General features: G+C 46.5%; 12 protein-coding genes and 2 riboswitches. Of the genes, 10 read left to right on the forward strand and 2 right to left on the reverse strand.

The genetic code is table 11. The annotated features are described in order from the left end of the window. Positions 1 to 2 precede the first annotated feature (2 nt). The 6 genes from GI364_RS04170 to GI364_RS04195 all read left to right on the forward strand — a co-directional run bounded on the left by GI364_RS04170 (position 3) and on the right by GI364_RS04195 (position 6,775). Positions 3 to 1,145, forward strand: coding sequence for a hypothetical protein (locus GI364_RS04170; RefSeq protein ID WP_198852445.1), 1,143 nt, complete (start codon positions 3 to 5; stop codon positions 1,143 to 1,145). Continuing rightward, entirely contained in the window at positions 1,121 to 2,308 is a 1,188-nt protein-coding gene (locus tag GI364_RS04175) for a CpaE/TadZ family protein (RefSeq protein WP_198852446.1), read from the forward strand. The genes GI364_RS04170 and GI364_RS04175 overlap by 25 nt, the downstream gene beginning before the upstream one ends. Further along, complete coding sequence (locus GI364_RS04180; RefSeq protein WP_198852447.1) at positions 2,301 to 2,468, forward strand: hypothetical protein; 168 nt, start codon at positions 2,301 to 2,303, stop codon at positions 2,466 to 2,468. The genes GI364_RS04175 and GI364_RS04180 overlap by 8 nt, the downstream gene beginning before the upstream one ends. Continuing rightward, the gene (locus GI364_RS04185) at positions 2,411 to 2,896 is read left to right on the forward strand and encodes a CpaB family protein (protein ID WP_198852448.1); all 486 of its coding nucleotides are present in this window, start codon (positions 2,411 to 2,413) and stop codon (positions 2,894 to 2,896) included. The genes GI364_RS04180 and GI364_RS04185 overlap by 58 nt, the downstream gene beginning before the upstream one ends. A gap of 94 nt (positions 2,897 to 2,990) precedes the next feature. Continuing rightward, entirely contained in the window at positions 2,991 to 3,968 is a 978-nt protein-coding gene (locus GI364_RS04190; protein WP_198852449.1) for a hypothetical protein, read from the forward strand. 35 nt (positions 3,969 to 4,003) lie between these two features. Further along, on the forward strand, positions 4,004 to 6,775 hold the full coding sequence (locus tag GI364_RS04195) for a hypothetical protein (RefSeq protein ID WP_198852450.1): 2,772 nt from the start codon (positions 4,004 to 4,006) through the stop codon (positions 6,773 to 6,775). 321 nt (positions 6,776 to 7,096) lie between these two features. Here GI364_RS04195 and GI364_RS04200 read toward each other — a convergent pair whose 3' ends face one another. Beyond that, a complete protein-coding gene (locus GI364_RS04200; RefSeq protein ID WP_255524676.1) occupies positions 7,097 to 8,071 on the reverse strand; it encodes a transposase in 975 nt (324 codons plus the stop codon). An 865-nt stretch (positions 8,072 to 8,936) separates the two neighbouring features. On the opposite strand from GI364_RS04200, the gene GI364_RS04205 reads away from it, so the two are divergent. From GI364_RS04205 to GI364_RS04215, 3 genes are all read left to right on the forward strand, one after another. Further along, positions 8,937 to 10,304, forward strand: coding sequence for a hypothetical protein (locus GI364_RS04205; protein ID WP_233096005.1), 1,368 nt, complete (start codon positions 8,937 to 8,939; stop codon positions 10,302 to 10,304). 349 nt (positions 10,305 to 10,653) lie between these two features. Continuing rightward, the gene (locus tag GI364_RS04210) at positions 10,654 to 12,105 is read left to right on the forward strand and encodes a hypothetical protein (RefSeq protein WP_198852453.1); all 1,452 of its coding nucleotides are present in this window, start codon (positions 10,654 to 10,656) and stop codon (positions 12,103 to 12,105) included. Positions 12,106 to 12,383: 278 nt separating this feature from the next. Then, a complete protein-coding gene (locus tag GI364_RS04215; RefSeq protein ID WP_198852454.1) occupies positions 12,384 to 13,052 on the forward strand; it encodes a hypothetical protein in 669 nt (222 codons plus the stop codon). Positions 13,053 to 14,970: 1,918 nt separating this feature from the next. On the opposite strand, the gene GI364_RS04220 is transcribed toward GI364_RS04215, so the two are convergent. Further along, on the reverse strand, positions 14,971 to 15,915 hold the full coding sequence (locus GI364_RS04220) for a GGDEF domain-containing protein (protein ID WP_198852455.1): 945 nt from the start codon (positions 15,913 to 15,915) through the stop codon (positions 14,971 to 14,973). Positions 15,916 to 15,986: 71 nt separating this feature from the next. Beyond that, positions 15,987 to 16,071, reverse strand: a riboswitch (cyclic di-GMP riboswitch). Between the two features lie 253 nt (positions 16,072 to 16,324). After that, positions 16,325 to 16,419, forward strand: a riboswitch (cyclic di-GMP riboswitch). Between GI364_RS04220 and GI364_RS04225 the strand changes: the two genes are divergently transcribed. Further along, on the forward strand, positions 16,387 to 18,984 hold the full coding sequence (locus GI364_RS04225; RefSeq protein ID WP_255524575.1) for a bifunctional diguanylate cyclase/phosphodiesterase: 2,598 nt from the start codon (positions 16,387 to 16,389) through the stop codon (positions 18,982 to 18,984). Its footprint overlaps the riboswitch before it by 33 nt. Positions 18,985 to 19,051: the final 67 nt, after the last annotated feature.

A 19,051-nucleotide genomic window follows, 5' to 3' on the forward strand; every position in this document is an offset into this window, starting at 1 on the left:
GCATGGTGAATTTGGAACGGAAGACCCCCATTCTGGCACTGGCCGTAGAGAATCCGCCGGCAGAAGAATGGCTGCGCGGGGAGTTGGGCCAGTTCATGGAGGTGGCGTCGGAGGGGATACGGTCACCTGACGACGTTCTTGGGGTCGACGTAGACCTGGTTCTGGTGGCCAGACGGGCAGCTGGCTCGGATGTAGGGATTGAAGCATTTGGAGAGACGCTTGAGGCAGCAGCAGCTGGTGGGACAGATGTGATTGCGATTGTTGGCAACCTGGATGAAGAAGGGCATGAGGCGGTGGAGGTGGCAAGAACGCATCACGCCTGGGCTGTGTTAACCAGTGATGGAGAGGGTGTTGGCGGAGAAGAAGTCTTGGAAAAGGTCGTGGCGTATTTCGATGACTGGGTGAACCGAAAGGCCAAATTACAGCAGTCGAAAGTCAAGCTGCCGATGAAGGACACTCAGGGGAAACGCCGCAGTCCTTTGTTCGGCGGAAAACCCGCCATTCCGGACAATCATCTGATTGGTGTGACTTCGTCCGGGGCAGCAGGGGGCAGCTATTTCGCCTGGAACTTTGCCACCGCATTAGCGAAGCAGGGGAATCCAGAGGTGGTGTTGATAAATGCAGAGGATACCACACTGGCCGCGTGGACCCATCTGAAGGAGACCCGCAGGATGGTGCTCAAAGGACAGGGAGAAGAAGCGAGGCACTTTGGTGTCAAAGTGGGGATTGCCACAACGCCCATGTCAGAGGAGGAGTGGGTCCTGGCGGCCCGGATGAGTTTGTCGCAAACGGTCATTGTGGACCTGACGAAGATGTCCGAGCCGCCATTGGAACGGGTCGAAACATGGATTGATGTACGGGACTGTGACCCAGCGCACAATCAGCGCCTGGATGTAGATGCCACGCCGCATTTCGTCGTCATGAACCGAGTGCCAGACGGATTGCCGATTCAGGCCGAAGATGTCCTGATGGCCCCGCCTAACTTGACATTGGCCGACGCGCCCACGCAACAAGTGCTGTCGATCTGGACAGGGCGACCTATGGTCGTGGATCAGGAGGACTTGGCCCAGGAGATGATGCATTTATACAGTGAACTATCCAAACAGCGGGAGGGACAACTGTGGAAAGACCAACGTTCATCGTAATTGACCCGAATTTGGAACTGGCGAGGGCCACGTGCGAGCTGCTGAGCCCCAAAGGAGACGCGTTCCCTACAGTTGAATTGAAAGGTGTCCTACGTATCCAGAAACAACAGGGGCATGTGGACGCTATTCTCCTGGATGTGGATGCCACGGAGGACCTGTCTGGGACTGTGGAACGGCTTCACCGGGTCTATCCTACGGCACTGCTGTACGTAACAGGGGAACGGATCCCGGTGAGTTTATGGGGCCCGCTCGTCGAGCTGGGTGTACGGGATTTGGTGTCCCATCCCTTGACGGCACGCAGAATCGCACAACTGGTGGGCTTTGACTTTGAATCGATAAAGCAAGAGGTTACACCGCAAACACAAGGGCCCCCGGACACAGCCATGTCTGCCGTTGCTGCACGACGACAATTGGATCACAAACCCACGTATTCCCGTGTCATCTGCGTGACCAGTCCGAAAGGCGGCGAGGGGCGAACGACCCTCGTCACGCATTTGGCCAGTCACTATGCGAAGCATGGCCCTGTGGTCATTATTGATGCGGATGCGCAGGGGGACATCGCCAATGCGTTCCGGTTGGATGTATCTCATACCATCGCTGAAATTGATAGCGTGAAATCTGAGAAAGCGTATCTGGATACGCTCCTGGCGATGGACAAAGAAACTGGCATTCGAATCCTCCCGAGCCCCGTAGGGGAAAGGATGAATCATATCTCCCGCAAGCAGCTGGAGCGGGCGATCATCGAATACCGTCGTTTCTATCCGGTCATCCTGATTGATTTGCCGCAAGGGTTCTTGCCCCTGCATCGGACAGCACTGGACTTTGCCACACAGTACATTTGTGTGGTGACCCCGGATACAAAACGCTATCAGCGCGTTGAAGAATATGTTCGGAAGTTGAGAACAGAAGGGGGAGAGCCAGGTGTGTCTGCTGTGGAATTTGTGCTGAACTATAACAAACCCTATAGCAAAATAGAGGACCGGCCTGTACGTGCCTTGTTACAAGGGTATAAGGTGACCGGGTTGCCATACGACAGAAGCCTCATGCAACGGATTGTTGGCAAGAAGCTGTTCAAGGCGTGCAAGGTCCTGGAGGATGAGCAGGTCGATGTTGTCTCTCAAGTCGTGCAACCGAAGAAGAAGTGGAGGGGGAAACGTGCATAAGACAACAGGTGTTCTCGTCGGGATCATTGGTGTGGTGGGCCTTGGAACGGGTATCTTGGGCAGAGACAGGTTTTCAATGCAAAGCATCTCACGCCCGTGGTCGTGGCGGTTCGAAATGTATCGCCGTATCAAAAAATCACCCATGCAGATGTACGGATAGAGAATCGTGCCCTCGTGAACTTGAACACGCGTCCAGAGACCAAGACAACGAACGTGATTGGACAGTACACCCGTACGGGGTTGGTTGCAGGAGAGATGGTCTTTCCAGGGACGGTATCTCACAAGTCTGTATTTATGCGTTTATCTACCAATGAACGAGCTGTTGCCATTGCACTCAATAATTCGGGATTTAGCATCCAAGACCTTCGACCGGGCATGCATGTAGACCTGGTAGGTGCAACGCAAGGGGCTCATAGTGGCACAAGTGGCGGTATCATTGCCTCTGACGTACGGATCCTGCAAGTGATCACAGCGAATTCTACCGCGCCAAACAAGATTATCGTCGCTGTGCCAGTAAGTGATGCGACGGCTGCCTCACAGGCTGCCATAGATGGAAATGTACGTGTGGATGTCGTACCGAAAGGGTAGGTGAGAGGTGACATCTATCATAATTATCTAAAAATAAGAATATGCGGCATTTTAAGTGTGAGAAATTGTAAATTTCGGTAGGGGGCATATTGTCATGAAGCGTTGGAATGGTGTAGCGGTGGTATTGGGGATTGTGGGTCTGATATCCGGGTGTGGCACGCAGGCAGCATCCAGCCAGGCGAAAAACAATGTGACATCACGTGCTGCTATCAGTGCTGTGACAAACACTGCTGGTATGCAGAAGACTGAAGACCAGTACTTGCACGGCATGATGTATGCCACGCTCAACAAGGCCACATCTCAATCTCAGACAAAGGGCTCGACGAAGTCTACACCCAGCAAATCACCAGCCAAGCCGTCCTCTTCGAAATCTACTGACATGCATACGTCAAGGACAACCACGACTGCGCCAGCACAAACGAAAACCAGCAGCTCGTCAAGTTCGGGTCATCATAGCAGTGGTACAAGCACTGCAACGACCAAACCGACGTCACCGTCTTCAAGCGGGTCCAAGACAGCTACGTCGACACAGAGTACCTCTTCGAGTCCGTCCAATCATACAACATCATCGTCGGGAACGAAGACTACGACGAAGAGTACCAGTGGGGGAAGTACGTCAAAGACCAGTTCAATGCCGACGAACACGAAGCCCAAGACTTCCGGTGAAGATGTGTGGGCTACGAATTATCTTAATAGCGATCCCATGCCTTATTCGGGAAAGAAAATATCTTATTTTGACAATTTAACGTCCGATATGGCTAAAGGTACGAAGTCACAATCAGCAGTGAAAACAGCACTGAATAGCCTAACTCCTTGGGAAGATACTCTTAGCGGTACAACCCAAAAATGGGCTGTAAGTGAAGAGCGAACATGGGTTAAGAATTTCTCTAGCATACCGAACACTCAAGTTGGTATAAACAATTGGTTTTCCAACAGAACACTTCCTGTAGCCACTAATCCAGAATCTTGCTATTGGCATTACTATGTCTGGTATAACGCAACCACTAAAAAATATACTCTTGCTTTCTTAGAGATTGGATTAGAAGCACCGAAGGTCTCAACGGGTGCCTAATTCACTCCAGAGTCTCTGCGTAAGGGGCGATAAACGTGAAATGGTCTCGCATTCTACTGGGAGTATTAAGTTTACCTCTGTCTGTCGTGGCTTTTAGTACACTTCATCCGAATGTGGCACGTGCAGCGAACACGCGCTCAATTAAGGTTGATGAAGGTAGTATTTCAAGAAGTATGACTTACCAAAGCTCTATCACAGATTCCTACTCCACTGCGAGTTGGGGGGAATATTCATCGACATACAACTACAATCAGGGTGGCTATCAAGGTACTCTACATGCTACATCTGTAACTCTGAAACCAAGGAATGACATCACTAATCGTAGCACTACGCTGAGACACACTATTCAGAAAGGACCATATTACTCAGGTACAGATGCTAACTTCCCTGATACTTACGAAATGTCTTATACAGATTCTGCGAGTGGAATGCATGGCACCTATAGTCTTGGTAAATCTGGTTCTCCGTACAAGGTATCTGGATCTCAATCCGAACAGAAATCTTATTCCTACGGTGCGACGAAGTATGTTGGTAGTATTGTAAAAGGTAGTAATGGGTATCCGGTAGAGTTGAGCATTTGGGGTTATCCTATCATCGGATGGCTAGCGAACAGTGCTACGTTGTATCGAGGTGACGGTAGGGGTCCATTTAGGTACAGTAACAGTCCTCAGTGGGTACATGACTACTACGGCCCTAACGGGTCGCCTAATTACTATGGTCAATGGCCTGACAGTACGCAAGGCTGGACTGCCATAAGTGAAACTTGGGCAGACTCTTCGCCACAGAATGCCAACAACTGGCCGAGCGTAACAACTTATGTTTATCATGATGGCGTACATCGTCGCTGGTGGGTGTCCGACACGGGATATTACAACGAGTATCGAAGAGGTCTCAACATCACCTATGAGCGGCCCAATTGGACGTGGGGGCAGAAATACTCGAGTACAGTGTCTTTACCGAACATTGCCACGCAGTGGGAAGTCTATGTGACGTATTCTGGAACAGTGAATCCGATTACGCAGGTGAGTGCGTCGCCACCTGTTGTCTACACGAACCAAACGTCGAAGGTCACCGGGACTGTGCCCGGTCCAATTGTTTCCAATCAGCGGCTCTTGATTTACGATCTTTCTGCAAGGCAAAACGTAGCGTATGGAGGCTGGGGCAGCGGGAAGGTGACGGCTAACGTTCGTTATGAAAGTGGACAATCTCACCAGTACGAGGTTTACGTGACCAACAGCGCCGGTCACTGGATAAGTGGCGGGAACAGGATTTGGGTGACGTGGATATGGCCCAAAATCACAGTAACAGCGTCACCGACCAGTTTGCTCACCAATCAATCTACGACGGTTACCGCTTCGGTTCCATCTGGAACACTCCCGCCTACGGACAAGCTTACGATCTGGGATACGACAAGCGGTGGTAACGTGATTGGATGGAGTCAAGAAGGTGTGAGCAGCTTTTCGGGTCAAGTTACACAGTCTGCGCCAACGAGACAGACGTGTGAGGCATTTATCACCAATAGGAATGGAAATTGGCTCTCTGGTGGGACCACATGGAACGGCGGCGGCACCGAGGCTACGGTCTCCTGGCAGTGGCCGTCCGAATCCATCAGCGCCTATCCGAAAACATTGACGGTAGACCATCATTCAACCCTGACCGCGAGTGTCCAGAGTGGGACACTCAGTTCCGGAGAACGACTGGAGATAGTGGACAAAACGACCGGTGGCCACGTGGCTTATGGTGGCTGGGGTGTCACGACGATGACAGCCAGTGTCGCGGAATCGAGACCGACGACACAAGTGTATGAAGTGTTTATCGACGGCAGTCAGGGGCATCTTGCAGGTGGCCATGCTACCGCATCTGTCACCTGGAACTGGCCGAGTCCAACGGTGCAGCTGAGTGCCTCTCCAACGTCACTACCGGTCGGGGCGAAAACGAGATTAGAGGCGGTTGGTGTGAATATTCCACCACAAGCCAAGCTCATCATCAGGAATGTTTCATCCAACAAAATCCTGGGCACCTATACTGCGCAGGACTTCACGTGGTCAAAAGTGTTGCCCGAGTCGGATAGCAAAAAGACGCCGCAGACTGATAAGTATATCACGCAGGTGGTATCTTCTAACGGCAAAGTTCTCACACAAAGTAGCACGGTCACCGTGACCTGGACGAAGGACACAGGTACAGCTACTTCGCCACTGAACCTGGTGTTACATGCAACGGGTATTCCCCAATATATAGACCAGGGAAAGAGTTATGTTCAAAAGTTCGATGTGTCCAATGATGGTTCTGTACCTGTAGATACCGTACTTCAATTCCAGTACCAAGGGATGAAGTCCAAACAGGTACAAGACGGAGACATGAAGATTTGGCAAGACACACCTGTGAAGGCGACACATGACTATCCGATTGTCCTCGGTGCACATGATTCGACACCGTTGACGGTGACTGTGCCAGCCGGTACAGATTACATCTCTACGGGCTTGAACGCAGCTGGGTTGCCGAAGTGGGAACAGGACCCGAACTATAAGATATTTTGGACGGCCTATGTGAACCCGGCACACAATCCGGTAGAAACGACATATGCGGATAACGTGGTGCAGATATCGGTTCCCACCAATCCGGCAAAAGGAAATGCACCTGAGCCCGTTCCCTATGTCATTTCCAATCCGCCTGGAGAAACCATGTTTGGAGAAAAACCCTTTTATAATCCGAACTGGGTGTATAAAGACGGGCGGTGGCACTACATTGGTCCTGGTCCGGCGAAATGGGTGACGGGAAAAGCAAAGTTCAATCCGGGCAATCCGTAAAAGGCGTTAAGACAAATCTCCAGTTGATACGAATGACCGTAAAGAGTAAACACACAAAACAAAACGATTTTGATAACCGTTTGACCGATGGTGTAGGCCGTACACCATCGGTCTCCTCTTACTTATCGGGATAGGCTCTCAAGAAAAATGCATAGATTTTGTCTTCAATTATGGATGAATATTCGCAGGTTCTATAAAATGGAAGTATAATTAACGGAGTCAATAGCGAATCTATAATCAAGTTGGGTATAATAGGTATTGATTTCACTGCAACAAACTCATTCTGTAAACTTCTTACTTTTGCAAGGAGTAAATCATGAGTTATGCAGTTGCTCTCAATAACTGGGTATTAGAAGGTTCAAACCACCTCAATTCCAGTTTTGGTGGCCAAAACTTTCGGATGAGTCTTGCAAAACGTTTTGCTGTTGTGTCAAGATCAAGCGTAATCGAGTCTTGCTCGTTTCGTCGAGCGGCTTGACGGGTACGACAGCGGATGCAGAGTAGATTGCGGATCACTTGGCCGTGGGTGCAATCTTCTTCGCCCGCTGTTTTTTGTTCCCAGGCTATGTACCGGACAAGCGTTTCAGCTGTCAACAGCAAAGTTAGGTGAGCGTGAATGTGGTTTTCGTTGGGTGAGTGGCAATTGAGCATTCCCAATTCTTGCTTTGCAGTGCGAAATAGAACTTCTATTCGCCAGCGTTTTAACCATGCTCCCATCACTTCCGAGGGGGCATCGTAGCGGTTGCTGATCAGAAGGTACTCTCCTTTGTACTCTACCGCTATGTCGTTCGTTTCTACTGGGGCGTTCGGGTTTTTCAGTTCGGTTGGTTTGGTGGTGGTCTCGTTCTCCTCTGTTTTCATACGTTTGCCAACAACTATGGCAACCTGTTCATATTTCATTTTCGTACAAGGCTCACCCCGTCGATTCACTGAAGCCACAGGCATCTTGATAAAGATGTTTTCACAGGCGACGGAGGCGACATCCATATGTGTCTGTGCCATAAGTAGCGGGTAGACTTCTTGAATAAGCGCCTTTGGACGGATGGGAACAAAGCGTTCACGTCCAGTCCCCGGTTCAACCATCCGGCGAAACAATTGTGTATTCCGCTTGGCTTTTGTCACCCAGTCCAGGTTCACTGACTCGCACTGCACAAGGAATGGTTTGCTAAAATACCAGCGGTCCATGACCACCCATAGGCGACACGTGACCTGTTTGCGGACAGCTTGCAGCATTTTCCATGCTAAATCTAGTTTCGATTGCTTCTTGTCTCCATCGTTTTCGGGCCTCTTCCAGATAGCATAAGACTAGGGATACTCAACTCCGTTACTACGAACGGCATGCAGTGCCACGATATTCATTGCCCAGGTGTAGAGTTTTGCTGAACTATCGTAGAGCCAGTAGACAAAAGGGATTCCCTTGGCGTACGGGTGTGGAGCGTGCGTGTCGTCCAGTGCCAGGACATCACCGTCAGAAAGGGCGGTGTCTGAGTCTTCCTCAAGACGGGCTGTGCGTCTTTGGTTGAACTTATCCCACCCCGCAAATCCCGTCAGAAATCGACTTAGAGCTGACTAGGTAACATTCTGGATGTCGGTTATGCGCTTGAGCAATCCATCTTTGCTGAAGAATGAGGTGAGCGCATTCACAGATTGGCAGCGGTTGATGAGTCCAACGACATAGATAAAGGCGAGAACCCACGTGGCCACGCCACGCACTTTAAAAATAGCTGACTGAGACAAGAGTAGAGAAAAGTCGAAGCGGTCCCAAAGTGTACGGAGAACCGGGACACCACCGACATTACTGAAAGACGAGAGGTCTTTAAACTGTGGTTCACATAAAGGAGCCATATTTCACACCCACATCACTGAGAGATAGGCAGTTAGTAGCCTCCTCGGCGATTATTGGGGTGTTTCAGAAAAGTCAAGTCCATTTCACTGTTTTCGCAAAATTTTCATTGCTTTCAAAAACTAAATTCATACAGCAACTGCATAACTCATGGAGTAAATTTTGGCCTGTACTAATTTTGTACAGGGCATCTGCACGTTACTCAGGCTTCGAATATGCTATAATATGGTAACCAGACTAATGGACAGATAATCATAAATAAAATAATAAATAAATTATAATTATACATTAATAGTATATTTATCTTGTTTGCTTGGATTGTTAAGCGAAAAAGCTGTTTATTTTAGGATAATAAGAGAGGCAGGTGTTTGGATTTTGCCAAAATACCGTTTCAAGTTCTTTCACGGAGCCAAGTTCATAGTTGTTACTTCAATTGTGCTCGCAGTCGTAGTCTTCTCAGTTCTGGCGCATAACATTAAAAAGACAGCTTCTGCCTCCCTGTATTCTGAAGGTAATGTATCTTCTAGTGAATCAGCGACTTCAAACAAACCGGCGAATGAAGACGCAGTGAAAGCGTATTATATCAAAACCCTGGGGTTTCAACCCATGTTACCAAGTTACCTTCCCGGTGGACTTAAAATCTTGCATTCAACAGTGGCGATTAGCGATGATACTACCGACGGACACTACGTTGATTTCACGGTTGATTTGTATAATCCAAGTTTTTCTGTGCATAAGGGATCTGAGGCTTTCAACCAAGTTGCATCGTCTGAACCAAACACGACTGCAAAAATGCCAGCTGAAATCACCATCGGAGAAATGCCAGAAGCACTATACAATAAACTTCAAGCCCGATCGCCTCATGCAATTGTTAAGAATTTACCTCCACACGTACATGTTCAAAAAACACCTCCTAGTTCAAGTTTTCAAATGCAGAAGAGAAACGTCACCAAAGATGGGCTGAAGATAACTATCCTTCACATGCCATCAGTAGGCGACGGCAGCGAAACAGCTGTCGGATTTTCCAAGAGCGGGGTCCGTTACTCTGTTAGTGCAATGAAGAATACTGCCACCGCGGGTTACAGTACCGATAAGTTGATTAAGATTCTGGTGAGTCTCAGCGTGCCGGAGAAGGATAAACCAACAGAAATCAGTACAAATGGATATGGCACACTGACAGATGCCGAGAAAGCACTTACTTTCAAGCCCACTGTACCAACTTTCATTCCTGAAGGATTTAGGGTAGTGGCGAATCGTAGTGATGCACCCATGGGAGCAAGTGATAAGAGAACCGGAGTTCCTGGATTTCTGCCGAGTGAACCATCTTCTGGGCAAACTGAAACAGGAATCAAATCCCAAGGATCTGTTGAAAGTCATTTTAGTATTTCATTTAGCAAGGGACAGGCAACTATTGATATTCATGAAGACTACACGATGCCAGATCAGGGTGGAATCATTCCGCCGAATGCTATATCGAACGCTAAATCAGAAGTGATAAATGGACATAAAGTGTATTTCGGCGAAGAGAACCTGCCGAATGGCACTGGAACAAACGTCAGCTTGACATATTCTTGGAAAGACCCCGCGACCGAGGTTGTATACAAAGTTAACGGATTCAATCCAATCAATCGAGTTGTTGTTGATAAGGCAACGCTGAAAAAGGTTGTTGCGTCGATGTTAAAGTAATTCCCGAGTTCATGCTCTTCTAAAACAGATTTTAACAAATTTTTTCGCAAATTCATACTCTCAAGATAGATAGATAGTTAGTCTATGTTCTGATATGGTAAACGCTGGATTGTTTTACTGTGATAGATACTACATATATAAATAGACAGTTTGTTGGGGGTGAAAAATTACTCTGCGGTAACAGCATCATGGCTATGTTGTATTTTGCCGTGTTACGCTCCTGAGTCTAGAATCGCAGCCATATCTCTCGGCGGGGTAGGTGAGTTACGCGGTTCAAGAGAAGTAAATGTGAGTCTTGAGTGTCATTGAGTTGTTTCGCAAAATTGAATAAAATGGGGAGGGCTTGTAAATGGCCTATAGTAGTAAGAAAATTCGAATAACAGTATTGTTTTCTCTTCTCACTATGAGTACTCTTCTAGTGGTTCCTACAACGACATATGCAGATACACAGACCTCAACGACTTCATCGTCCTCATCAACACCGCTAGCAATGAATATCTACGCTTCCTCGATTAATCTGGCGAATTATAAGACATACGAAGTTATAGGTTCCGGGACTTCTGGTGATACCATCAACGTGACTATAAGTGATAATCATGGGAATCGAGTCAGGCGGACCACTGAAGTCGGGAGTCATGGTGTTTGGATTATTAGAAATCTAGATGTAAGCCAGCTAAGTGATGGTAAGATCCAGATTGCCGCTACACAGATTTCTACACAAATGACAGTGACAAACAAGACTTTCTCCACAACCAAGAATACGACAGTCCCAGTTGCTCCAACAGTGTCAAAAAAGCAAGAAACAATCAAAAAGTCCAATAGTACAGAATACACAGTATCTGGCACAGGCACCCCCGGTTGTTTAGTACACATTACATTGACTGATTCTAACGGACACACTGTTAAAGGAGAAACGGCAGTAACTTCTAACGGAACATGGACTGACCCTGGTATAGATGCTGACCCTCTAAGTAGAGGGCATGTTTATATAGACGCTTTTCAAACAAATAAATATAAAAATTCTGGCCCGAAAAGTGCGGCTGTTAAGACAACCAAAGCCATCGAAGCAAAAAAGGGACTGGCTAATCTTCCGCTCCATTTTATGAGCAACGGCAAGACATCAACCAATCATACAAGCGGTAAAGCAGGATCGAGCACTATTACGCCTGATGGTAGTGAATACTTACCTTCTTCGTATACTGGAATATTCATTTTGAATAACCGTAATGCTGTTTTCAGTATCGACGGGTATGGAATCGTCGGGCATGTCGGTGCAGGGATTCTTCTGTCAGATGGTGGTGTATGGTATGAATCTTTCGACACTACTCAAGATAGCTGGCGTGATGTATGGGGAGGTGCACCAGGCAAGTGGGATCTCGCCTCCTCCTATACAGAATATGGTGGCGGCATCTACTTTTCTTCCGTTTATAAGTTCCGGAAATGGCTTGAAACCGGGACTACTGGATACGATTTGAATAATATTGTGTTTATTAAAAGGAGTTCGAGTGAAAGTAGTGCAATGAGTTCTCAATTTCTCAGTTGGTGGAATAATACTCCACAGTACTGTCTTCCTTTCTTCTGGCCATATAAATGGGACTGTGAAACAATGACAAATAACATCGTTTCAAAAGGGAACATAAACCCTTGGTATTTCAAGAATGTTAACCCAAATTGGGAGCAAGACAACCTCGTCGATATTGCGTTGTATGGATATGATTGGCAATATGACGCCTGGCGTGAGGACCCAAGTAGATATTCTTTTACGATGTGGAACCCTGCTAACAACGATTTATGGTGGTAAGTTGATAGATTTCGTAAGACAATTTCGGTAATACGATGTAGATTGAACTGGTTGGCGGATGCTGACCTATTACAGGAGGCACCTGCCAACCAGATTACGTGTCATATCCTGTATGATTCCTTGCCTTATCCTCAAGACTTCATCAATATAGCATTGTGTGACTTGAATACAGCTAGATTCCAACAGAGCCATGAATGAGAACGTACATACGACATTGGCGACGATGACGTCATAAGGGTGCCTAAGCCTAACTAAGGTACATATGAGGTGGTATGTTGGTGAAACGTCTATTTGAATTGCTGGCTATAATCTTGCTAACGTTGTTGGTATTCGACATTGTGGCAGGATGGCTCTGGTACATCATTGGTTACGATAGGCATGTGGCGGTCGCTTTGAGCTTGCCGGAATTTGTTATCAGAAATATCACTTTTCCGATTTTGTTTACCGTCATAGCAGTGCGTCTTAAACCACTCAAATCAGAAAAATACTGGTATTTTTGGGCGTTTCTGATTTGTTTGATACCATTACTGATTAGTACGTCTGTTGGAGGTTTCCTAAAGTTTGTCGCTTCTTCAATGACCCCCGAGAAGTGGATAGGCGTAGGCATAGAGGTGATGTTGAGTTATCTAGTCACTATTGGTATGCTCTTCTTTGCTTTTAAGTGGAAGAGACTATTGCCTAAGGGTTTTTGGTATGGAGTTACCGGATTTCTGTTGGGAAATGTCCTTGTAGGGAATTTGATCGGGTTGATGATGGCTTTGGGAATGAAGAGTCTGTGGCTTGATTTCCTTGCTATTGAACTTGTTGTTGGATTAATCATTTACTTAGTCCGCAAACGCAACACAAACTTAGTGAATTTTCTGACATTGTTTGCAACGGGTCCACTTCTATTTATGTTCGGCTACAGTTTGTGGTTGCTTGAAAATGCCATATATCATCATATCTAAGCTTTAAAGACTTCATAGGTATTTAATGATGTGTTCTTGGTACGTAAGGGTGAGTGTCTAAGCCTGTTGTAGGCAATTTCCGCATGAATATTCATCGGCAATGTCCTGCTTTGTGGGATTATCGGGAATCCAAACTATAATTTTCAAGTTGAATGTGGAGAATCTACAAAACTTCTGGTTGGGGTCGCAGAGTTTCATCTTATGACGATGACGTGACGAACCGTCATGACGTCTATATAAGGACGCAAGCTTTCTCGTATTTCTCTACTCTCAGACGAACATCTTCCATGAAACCGATAGCCAAATCACAGAAACTTTTCTTGAAATCCCGTGTCAAGCGCGACTAGGATTAAGGTATGAAAGAGCAATCATACCGAGATAAGGAAGGTGATTTCATGAAGGAGAAAACACGGAAAGATGCGGATGTCGGGACCAGAAGTTGGGCGAGATAATTCAGGCTTCGCAAATTCCGTCCGATGTTTTGCAGGACGAATTGTGGGACTTCGAAGCGGTGATGCGGTCCTACGACCAGTCATCACGGTATCGGACTCATATCGCGCAGACATTTCTACGTCTTTCACGTACGAGTAATACGATTTACATTTTTCACCAACAGGTGCTCTCGTGTGTGCCTATTTTGTGCGCGATGCGGGCGAGTGACGTTCCTGCGTAATCGTGCCAAAGTCCACGTCTTTTCTTGGATATTTCCACACATTGGGAATTTCGTGTTCCCGTTATAGTATGCCCTCGTATCATGCCTTCATGAGTGTCGTTCCTTTTTCCGTGTCTTGTATCCAACACGTGCTGAAGGTTCCATTTTATGTGATAGAGCAAGATTTTATGGTGGTGTATCTAGTTTCATAGGAGTCATAAATATGGCAGAAGAACTTGTTACTTGCGAGCAGTGCGGAAAAGAGAAGCCACGCTCACAGTTTCGTAAAGTTACTCAACCTCAGATGTATAAAACATGTATTGTAGAACGCAAAGAAAGGCGCAAATTGATTCAGAGGGTGGAGAAGACGAGCACGATCGCTGATGGGGGTGACGCATCCAGCCACGCACTGCATTACGTCTCGATAGCCTTCATCGTGAGATGCTCGATGCTTTGACGAAACGGTTGAAGTGTAATCAATCAATTACAATTGAAAAGGCTTTAGATTTGCTGTTTGCTGATCTATTCACCGTACAGGAACAGGCGTTAATTGCAGGATATACCGGGGTGTTTGAGCGTCCCTCTCTCACCGACGAAGAGGATTTAACATCATAACCGGTCTACTTGGCCGGCTTTATACCCTCTTTCACTTAAAGTGTAGAGCACTCTTAATCCGAGTCAAAAATGTCTCTTGATTTACAATCGTCGAAAAGACTTGAATGTACGAGTGCAGAAATGCATGGTGATCCATGGATCGTCCGTGTCATTTGTACCATACTCCCCATATGTCTCGGTTTTGCTGGCAGAGTGATAGGTTGATGACGATGTGATGAAGGACGAACGATGGAAACACACTCTTCTTGTGATTACCCATTCTACCTCGCTGCGGGCTATAGCGTCCTTCAATCGTTAGGGAAATTATGGAAGGTAAAGGGCGGGCGGCTCTTACGTTGACCGCGAAACGACAGGGATTTATCCATGCCGTTTGTCGTGATGAAAGATAGAGGCACTTAGACCTCGATTTTTCAGCCAGTTTTATGTATTCAAGGTTGGAAGATCAAAAGGGGAAAATCAGACCGAAATACGTGGGATTTCTTCATAACGAGCGATTATCTGCCAACTCCTCATGTATACTCTATTGTGCTGGAATATCCGAAGATTATCTCGGCTTACTCACAGAAGAAACATACGAAGTCAGAAACGTAGGTTGGTGATGAAATCCATTTTCGTTAATGTTCCTCGTGTCCTCGGTTAAAGCATTGGTCTTTAATCCGTAATACTGGGTATTTTACTTTCATAAAGGCGCTTGTCGGCGCATCGAAAACAGGAATCCCAATCACGCCCGTCTATTCCTAACTTTGCGCATCCAACGCTGACGGTGTACGCTTTGTCCTTAAACCACTCAATAACTTTATTGGTCACTTCTCTAGTGTCTAAAGGCTCCGTTTCCAAGGCGAAGACAAATTCATCTCCTCCGAATCGAGCACAGATACCTTGGCTGCCAACGGATGTTTTCAGTAATTGCGCCACATCTTGTAGCACGGAGTCCCCAGCAATATGCCCGTGAGTATCATTGATCTTCTTGAAATAATCTACGTCGAGGACTCCAACGACAAGATTAGCAACATTTCTATTCACCAACTGTTTGAATTTTTCAGTAAAACCTCTACGATTGAGAATCTCAGTCAGACTGTCGTGACGACTGGCGTGCTCAGCGATTCGTCTTAGGGTCAACATCTCAAGAACAAGAGATACATATGTAGAACAAGCAGATACAAGGTCAGTTTCTTCAGAACTGGGCATTCTGCACATTCCAAGAACGATGGCTCCTACCGGTTCCTCTTTTACAGTTAGTGGCCACGCGCTAACATATTCAACGCCAGCCTCTTCCCATACCTTTCTCCAGACGGGAGGACCTTCTGACACGTGGAACCACCTTTGAGAAATGTTATAGGAACTCCCTGAAAACCATTTGCCGTTGGATATGAATTGTGTCAATTCCTCTGCAGTGTAATCTATTCCCCAGGGAGAATAAACTTTGACATGAGGGTCCTCTTCCTCGGGAATGAATTTCTTGCGATAGATCATCATTCCCGCATCCAGCCCAAAGTCGTCGTGTAGAAGCAGTGCGACCTGTGAAAAGAGGATTGTACCACGCTCCACTGAGGCCCAGTGCCGTGATTGTTCAATTAAATCTTTGAGTTGTTGCACCCTTATGTCCCCCTATCAAAAAACACATCCGTCATCATCCGGATGTGCCACTATATCTTCTGTATCTCTATAACGGCAATCCGGCCAGCATGGCTAAATAGCGGTAGCCCCGTGATTTTGTGTCCCAACCTTTCGGCTGGTTTACCTTTTCTTTTTGATCTTTATTCAATCTACCACAATTTTCAAATACACTCAATCAGTTATAGATGCAATGTCAATGGAGTCCAAGTGACAAAACCGGCAGTCCTGTGTAGCGAATCTGATTATTGGGATTTTCTTAATATGACATTGAAAGTTCAATATAATCCGGTGTGGCTACTTGATCCTAATTACTACATTGAGGAAGCTTTGATTGAAGTCCGCTGATATTCTGTTACAATTATCGTCAAATTGTAACAAGTTGCGCCAAATTGATAAACGGCAAAAGTATCGGAAGGTACTGACGCAAAACTATAGGGACTAACTCAGGTAATGTCGTACCTGATATGTCAGCCAGTTGCTCATTTTCAAACTCTGACTCAGTCCGAGAATGGGGAAAAATATCGTTGGATGACAGAGAATATGTCAGACTTGTTCGCTATCGTTGACAAGAACGGCCTTGTGTTGTACGCTTCTCCGTCTCATAAACGTTTATTAGGCATTGATCCCAAGAAGTACATTGGACACTCGTTATGGACTCAAATTCATCCTTGGGATCAGGATAGAGTGCAAAGCCAGTTCGTGGAGATGATTGAACATAAGCAGTCCACCAAAGTAGAGTGTCAATATCTTCGTGCAAGCGGTACCCCGTTATCGGTTGAGGTGATTTGGATTCCCCTAGTCGATGTGAATGAACAGGTGTCTCAAATTGTCGCCATGGCGAGAGATGTTACAAGGAGAACGGAAGCCGAAAAAGAGTTGTCGGTGACTGAGAGATGGCATCGTGCTCTCTTTGATAATCATCCGGATGCTGTAGTATCCGTGGCTCCTGACAGTCGACTTTTGTCATGTAATGTGGCCTGTGAAGTTCTCATAGGGCAGACATATTACGAGATCACGGGTCAATCATTCTACCGCTTTGTAGTTCCGGAATATCACTCTGATATGGATATTCATTTTTCGCGCGTGATGAAGGGTGACACAGTTGACACCGAAATAGAGGTCCTCCATAAAGATGGACATCACATTCCAGTGAGTTTAATTGGTTTGCCGGTCATTGAGGACGGAACGGTTGTAGGAGCATACGGCATTGTAAAAGATATTTCCGAGCGAAAGCAAGGTTTGACACAGATACGCGGGCAATCTCGAATTTCCGAAATGATTGCACTCCAGAAACCCCTAACCCATATCCTTGAAGAAATCACAGCAGTAGTAGAGAATATACTCCCAGGGAAACTCTGTTCTATTTCACTGGTGGACAAGGAACAGCAAACTTTGCAGTGCTGGGCTGGTTCACGTTTGCCCAAGGAATTCGTTAATAATCTGAACGGTATCGAGTTAGGGTCTTGGTGTAATCCAATGACGGCTGCCGCCTATAACAATGAAACGGTCATTGTTGCAGATGTCTTGACCGACAGTAGGTGGGTAGAGTTTCAGGAGAGTGCCCGTGCTTCGAATATTCGAATGTGCTGGTGCAAGCCGATTGTTGACCAAAATGAAACCGTCATCGGAACGATAGACATTTACTCTCGCTCTCCTGAACCCCCAAGTCAGCATGATCTACGTATAATGGGGACGTTTGCTTATCTAGCCAACGTAGCAATCGTAAAGGAAAACGACCGGCGAGAAATCACTCGCTTTCTGTATCACGATCCCTTAACAGGGGTCGCTAATCGAATGCTCTTTGCAAAAACTTTCAATACCGTTTGGGACAGTGCACAGAAGAACGGGAGTGAAATTGGACTCATTGTCCTGGATATGGATGATTTTCAGAAAGTAAATCGACAATTGGGTCATACCTATGCGGATGAATATCTTAAAATTGCTCTTGAACGGGTGGAAGAAACATTGAAGGGGCTTGGCATGATTGCTCGAATCGGTGGCGACGCTTTTGCGGTACTTGTGCCCACGATACAGGGAACGGGAGAACTAAAGATCGTCAGTAAGAAACTCCAAGACACCTTTTCTCGTCCTATTTCTATTGATGGTCGGGAAACGAAAACGACTATCAGTATGGGAGCAGTGATCTATCCTACGCACGGTAGCACGTTAGTTGAGTTGTTAAGAAATGCAGAGACCGCGATGCTTGTGGCAAAAGGAAAAGGGAAGCGGCAATGTACAGTCTTTGATACTTCTATGGACACTGCAATTGAGACACGATCGGCGACTGTAAAAGGCTTGAATAACGCCCTTCAAAATGACGGTTTGCTCTTGCATTATCAGCCCCGCATCAATCTAAGAACAAATAAAGTGACAGGTGTCGAAGCCCTGGTGAGATGGAATCATCCGGACCGTGGGGTACTGTATCCGGCTGAGTTTATTACTATAGCGGAAGAGACAGGACTTATTGTGGAGATTGGACGGTGGGTTCGGCGGGAAGTCTGCCGGCAAATCTCTTCGTGGATGGAAAATGGCCATCAAATTCGCGTCGCCCTGAACATATCTCCGCGTGAACTAGATGAACAGGACTTTACTGAAGACTTTCTACGTGTTGTACGGGAGTATGGAATACCGTCAAGGCTGCTGGAGATCGAAATTACGGAAAGCATACTTTTGAGCAATGAAACTGACGTGCGAGAAAAATTGCATAGGTTACAAGAAGCAGGCTTCTCGGTGAGTCTTGATGACTTTGGGACGGGGTATTCTGCGCTAAGTGTTTTGAAACGCTTTCCATTTGACCATGTGAAGATAGATAAATCGATTATCCACGATGATAAGGAAAATGAGCATCAAAATCGCGGCATTGTAAAGATGATATTACAGTTGCTATCGGAACTCGGTATCAATGCCATTGCTGAAGGCGTCGAGACCATGGACGAGGCAGAAGTTCTAATGAAAAATGGTTGTACTGAAATCCAAGGGTACTTGTACGGAAAACCGGAGCCCGCTAGTGAAAAGACTCATTTGTTTGATAGAAGATTTGTAGATTAGGCGTTGGTGCAAATCCAATAATGTACGACGGGCTCTTTGCAAATGTGTGTTGAAACGTAACAATTGA

It is taken from the genome of Alicyclobacillus sp. SO9 (assembly GCF_016406125.1).
Lineage (GTDB): Bacteria > Bacillota > Bacilli > Alicyclobacillales > Alicyclobacillaceae > SO9.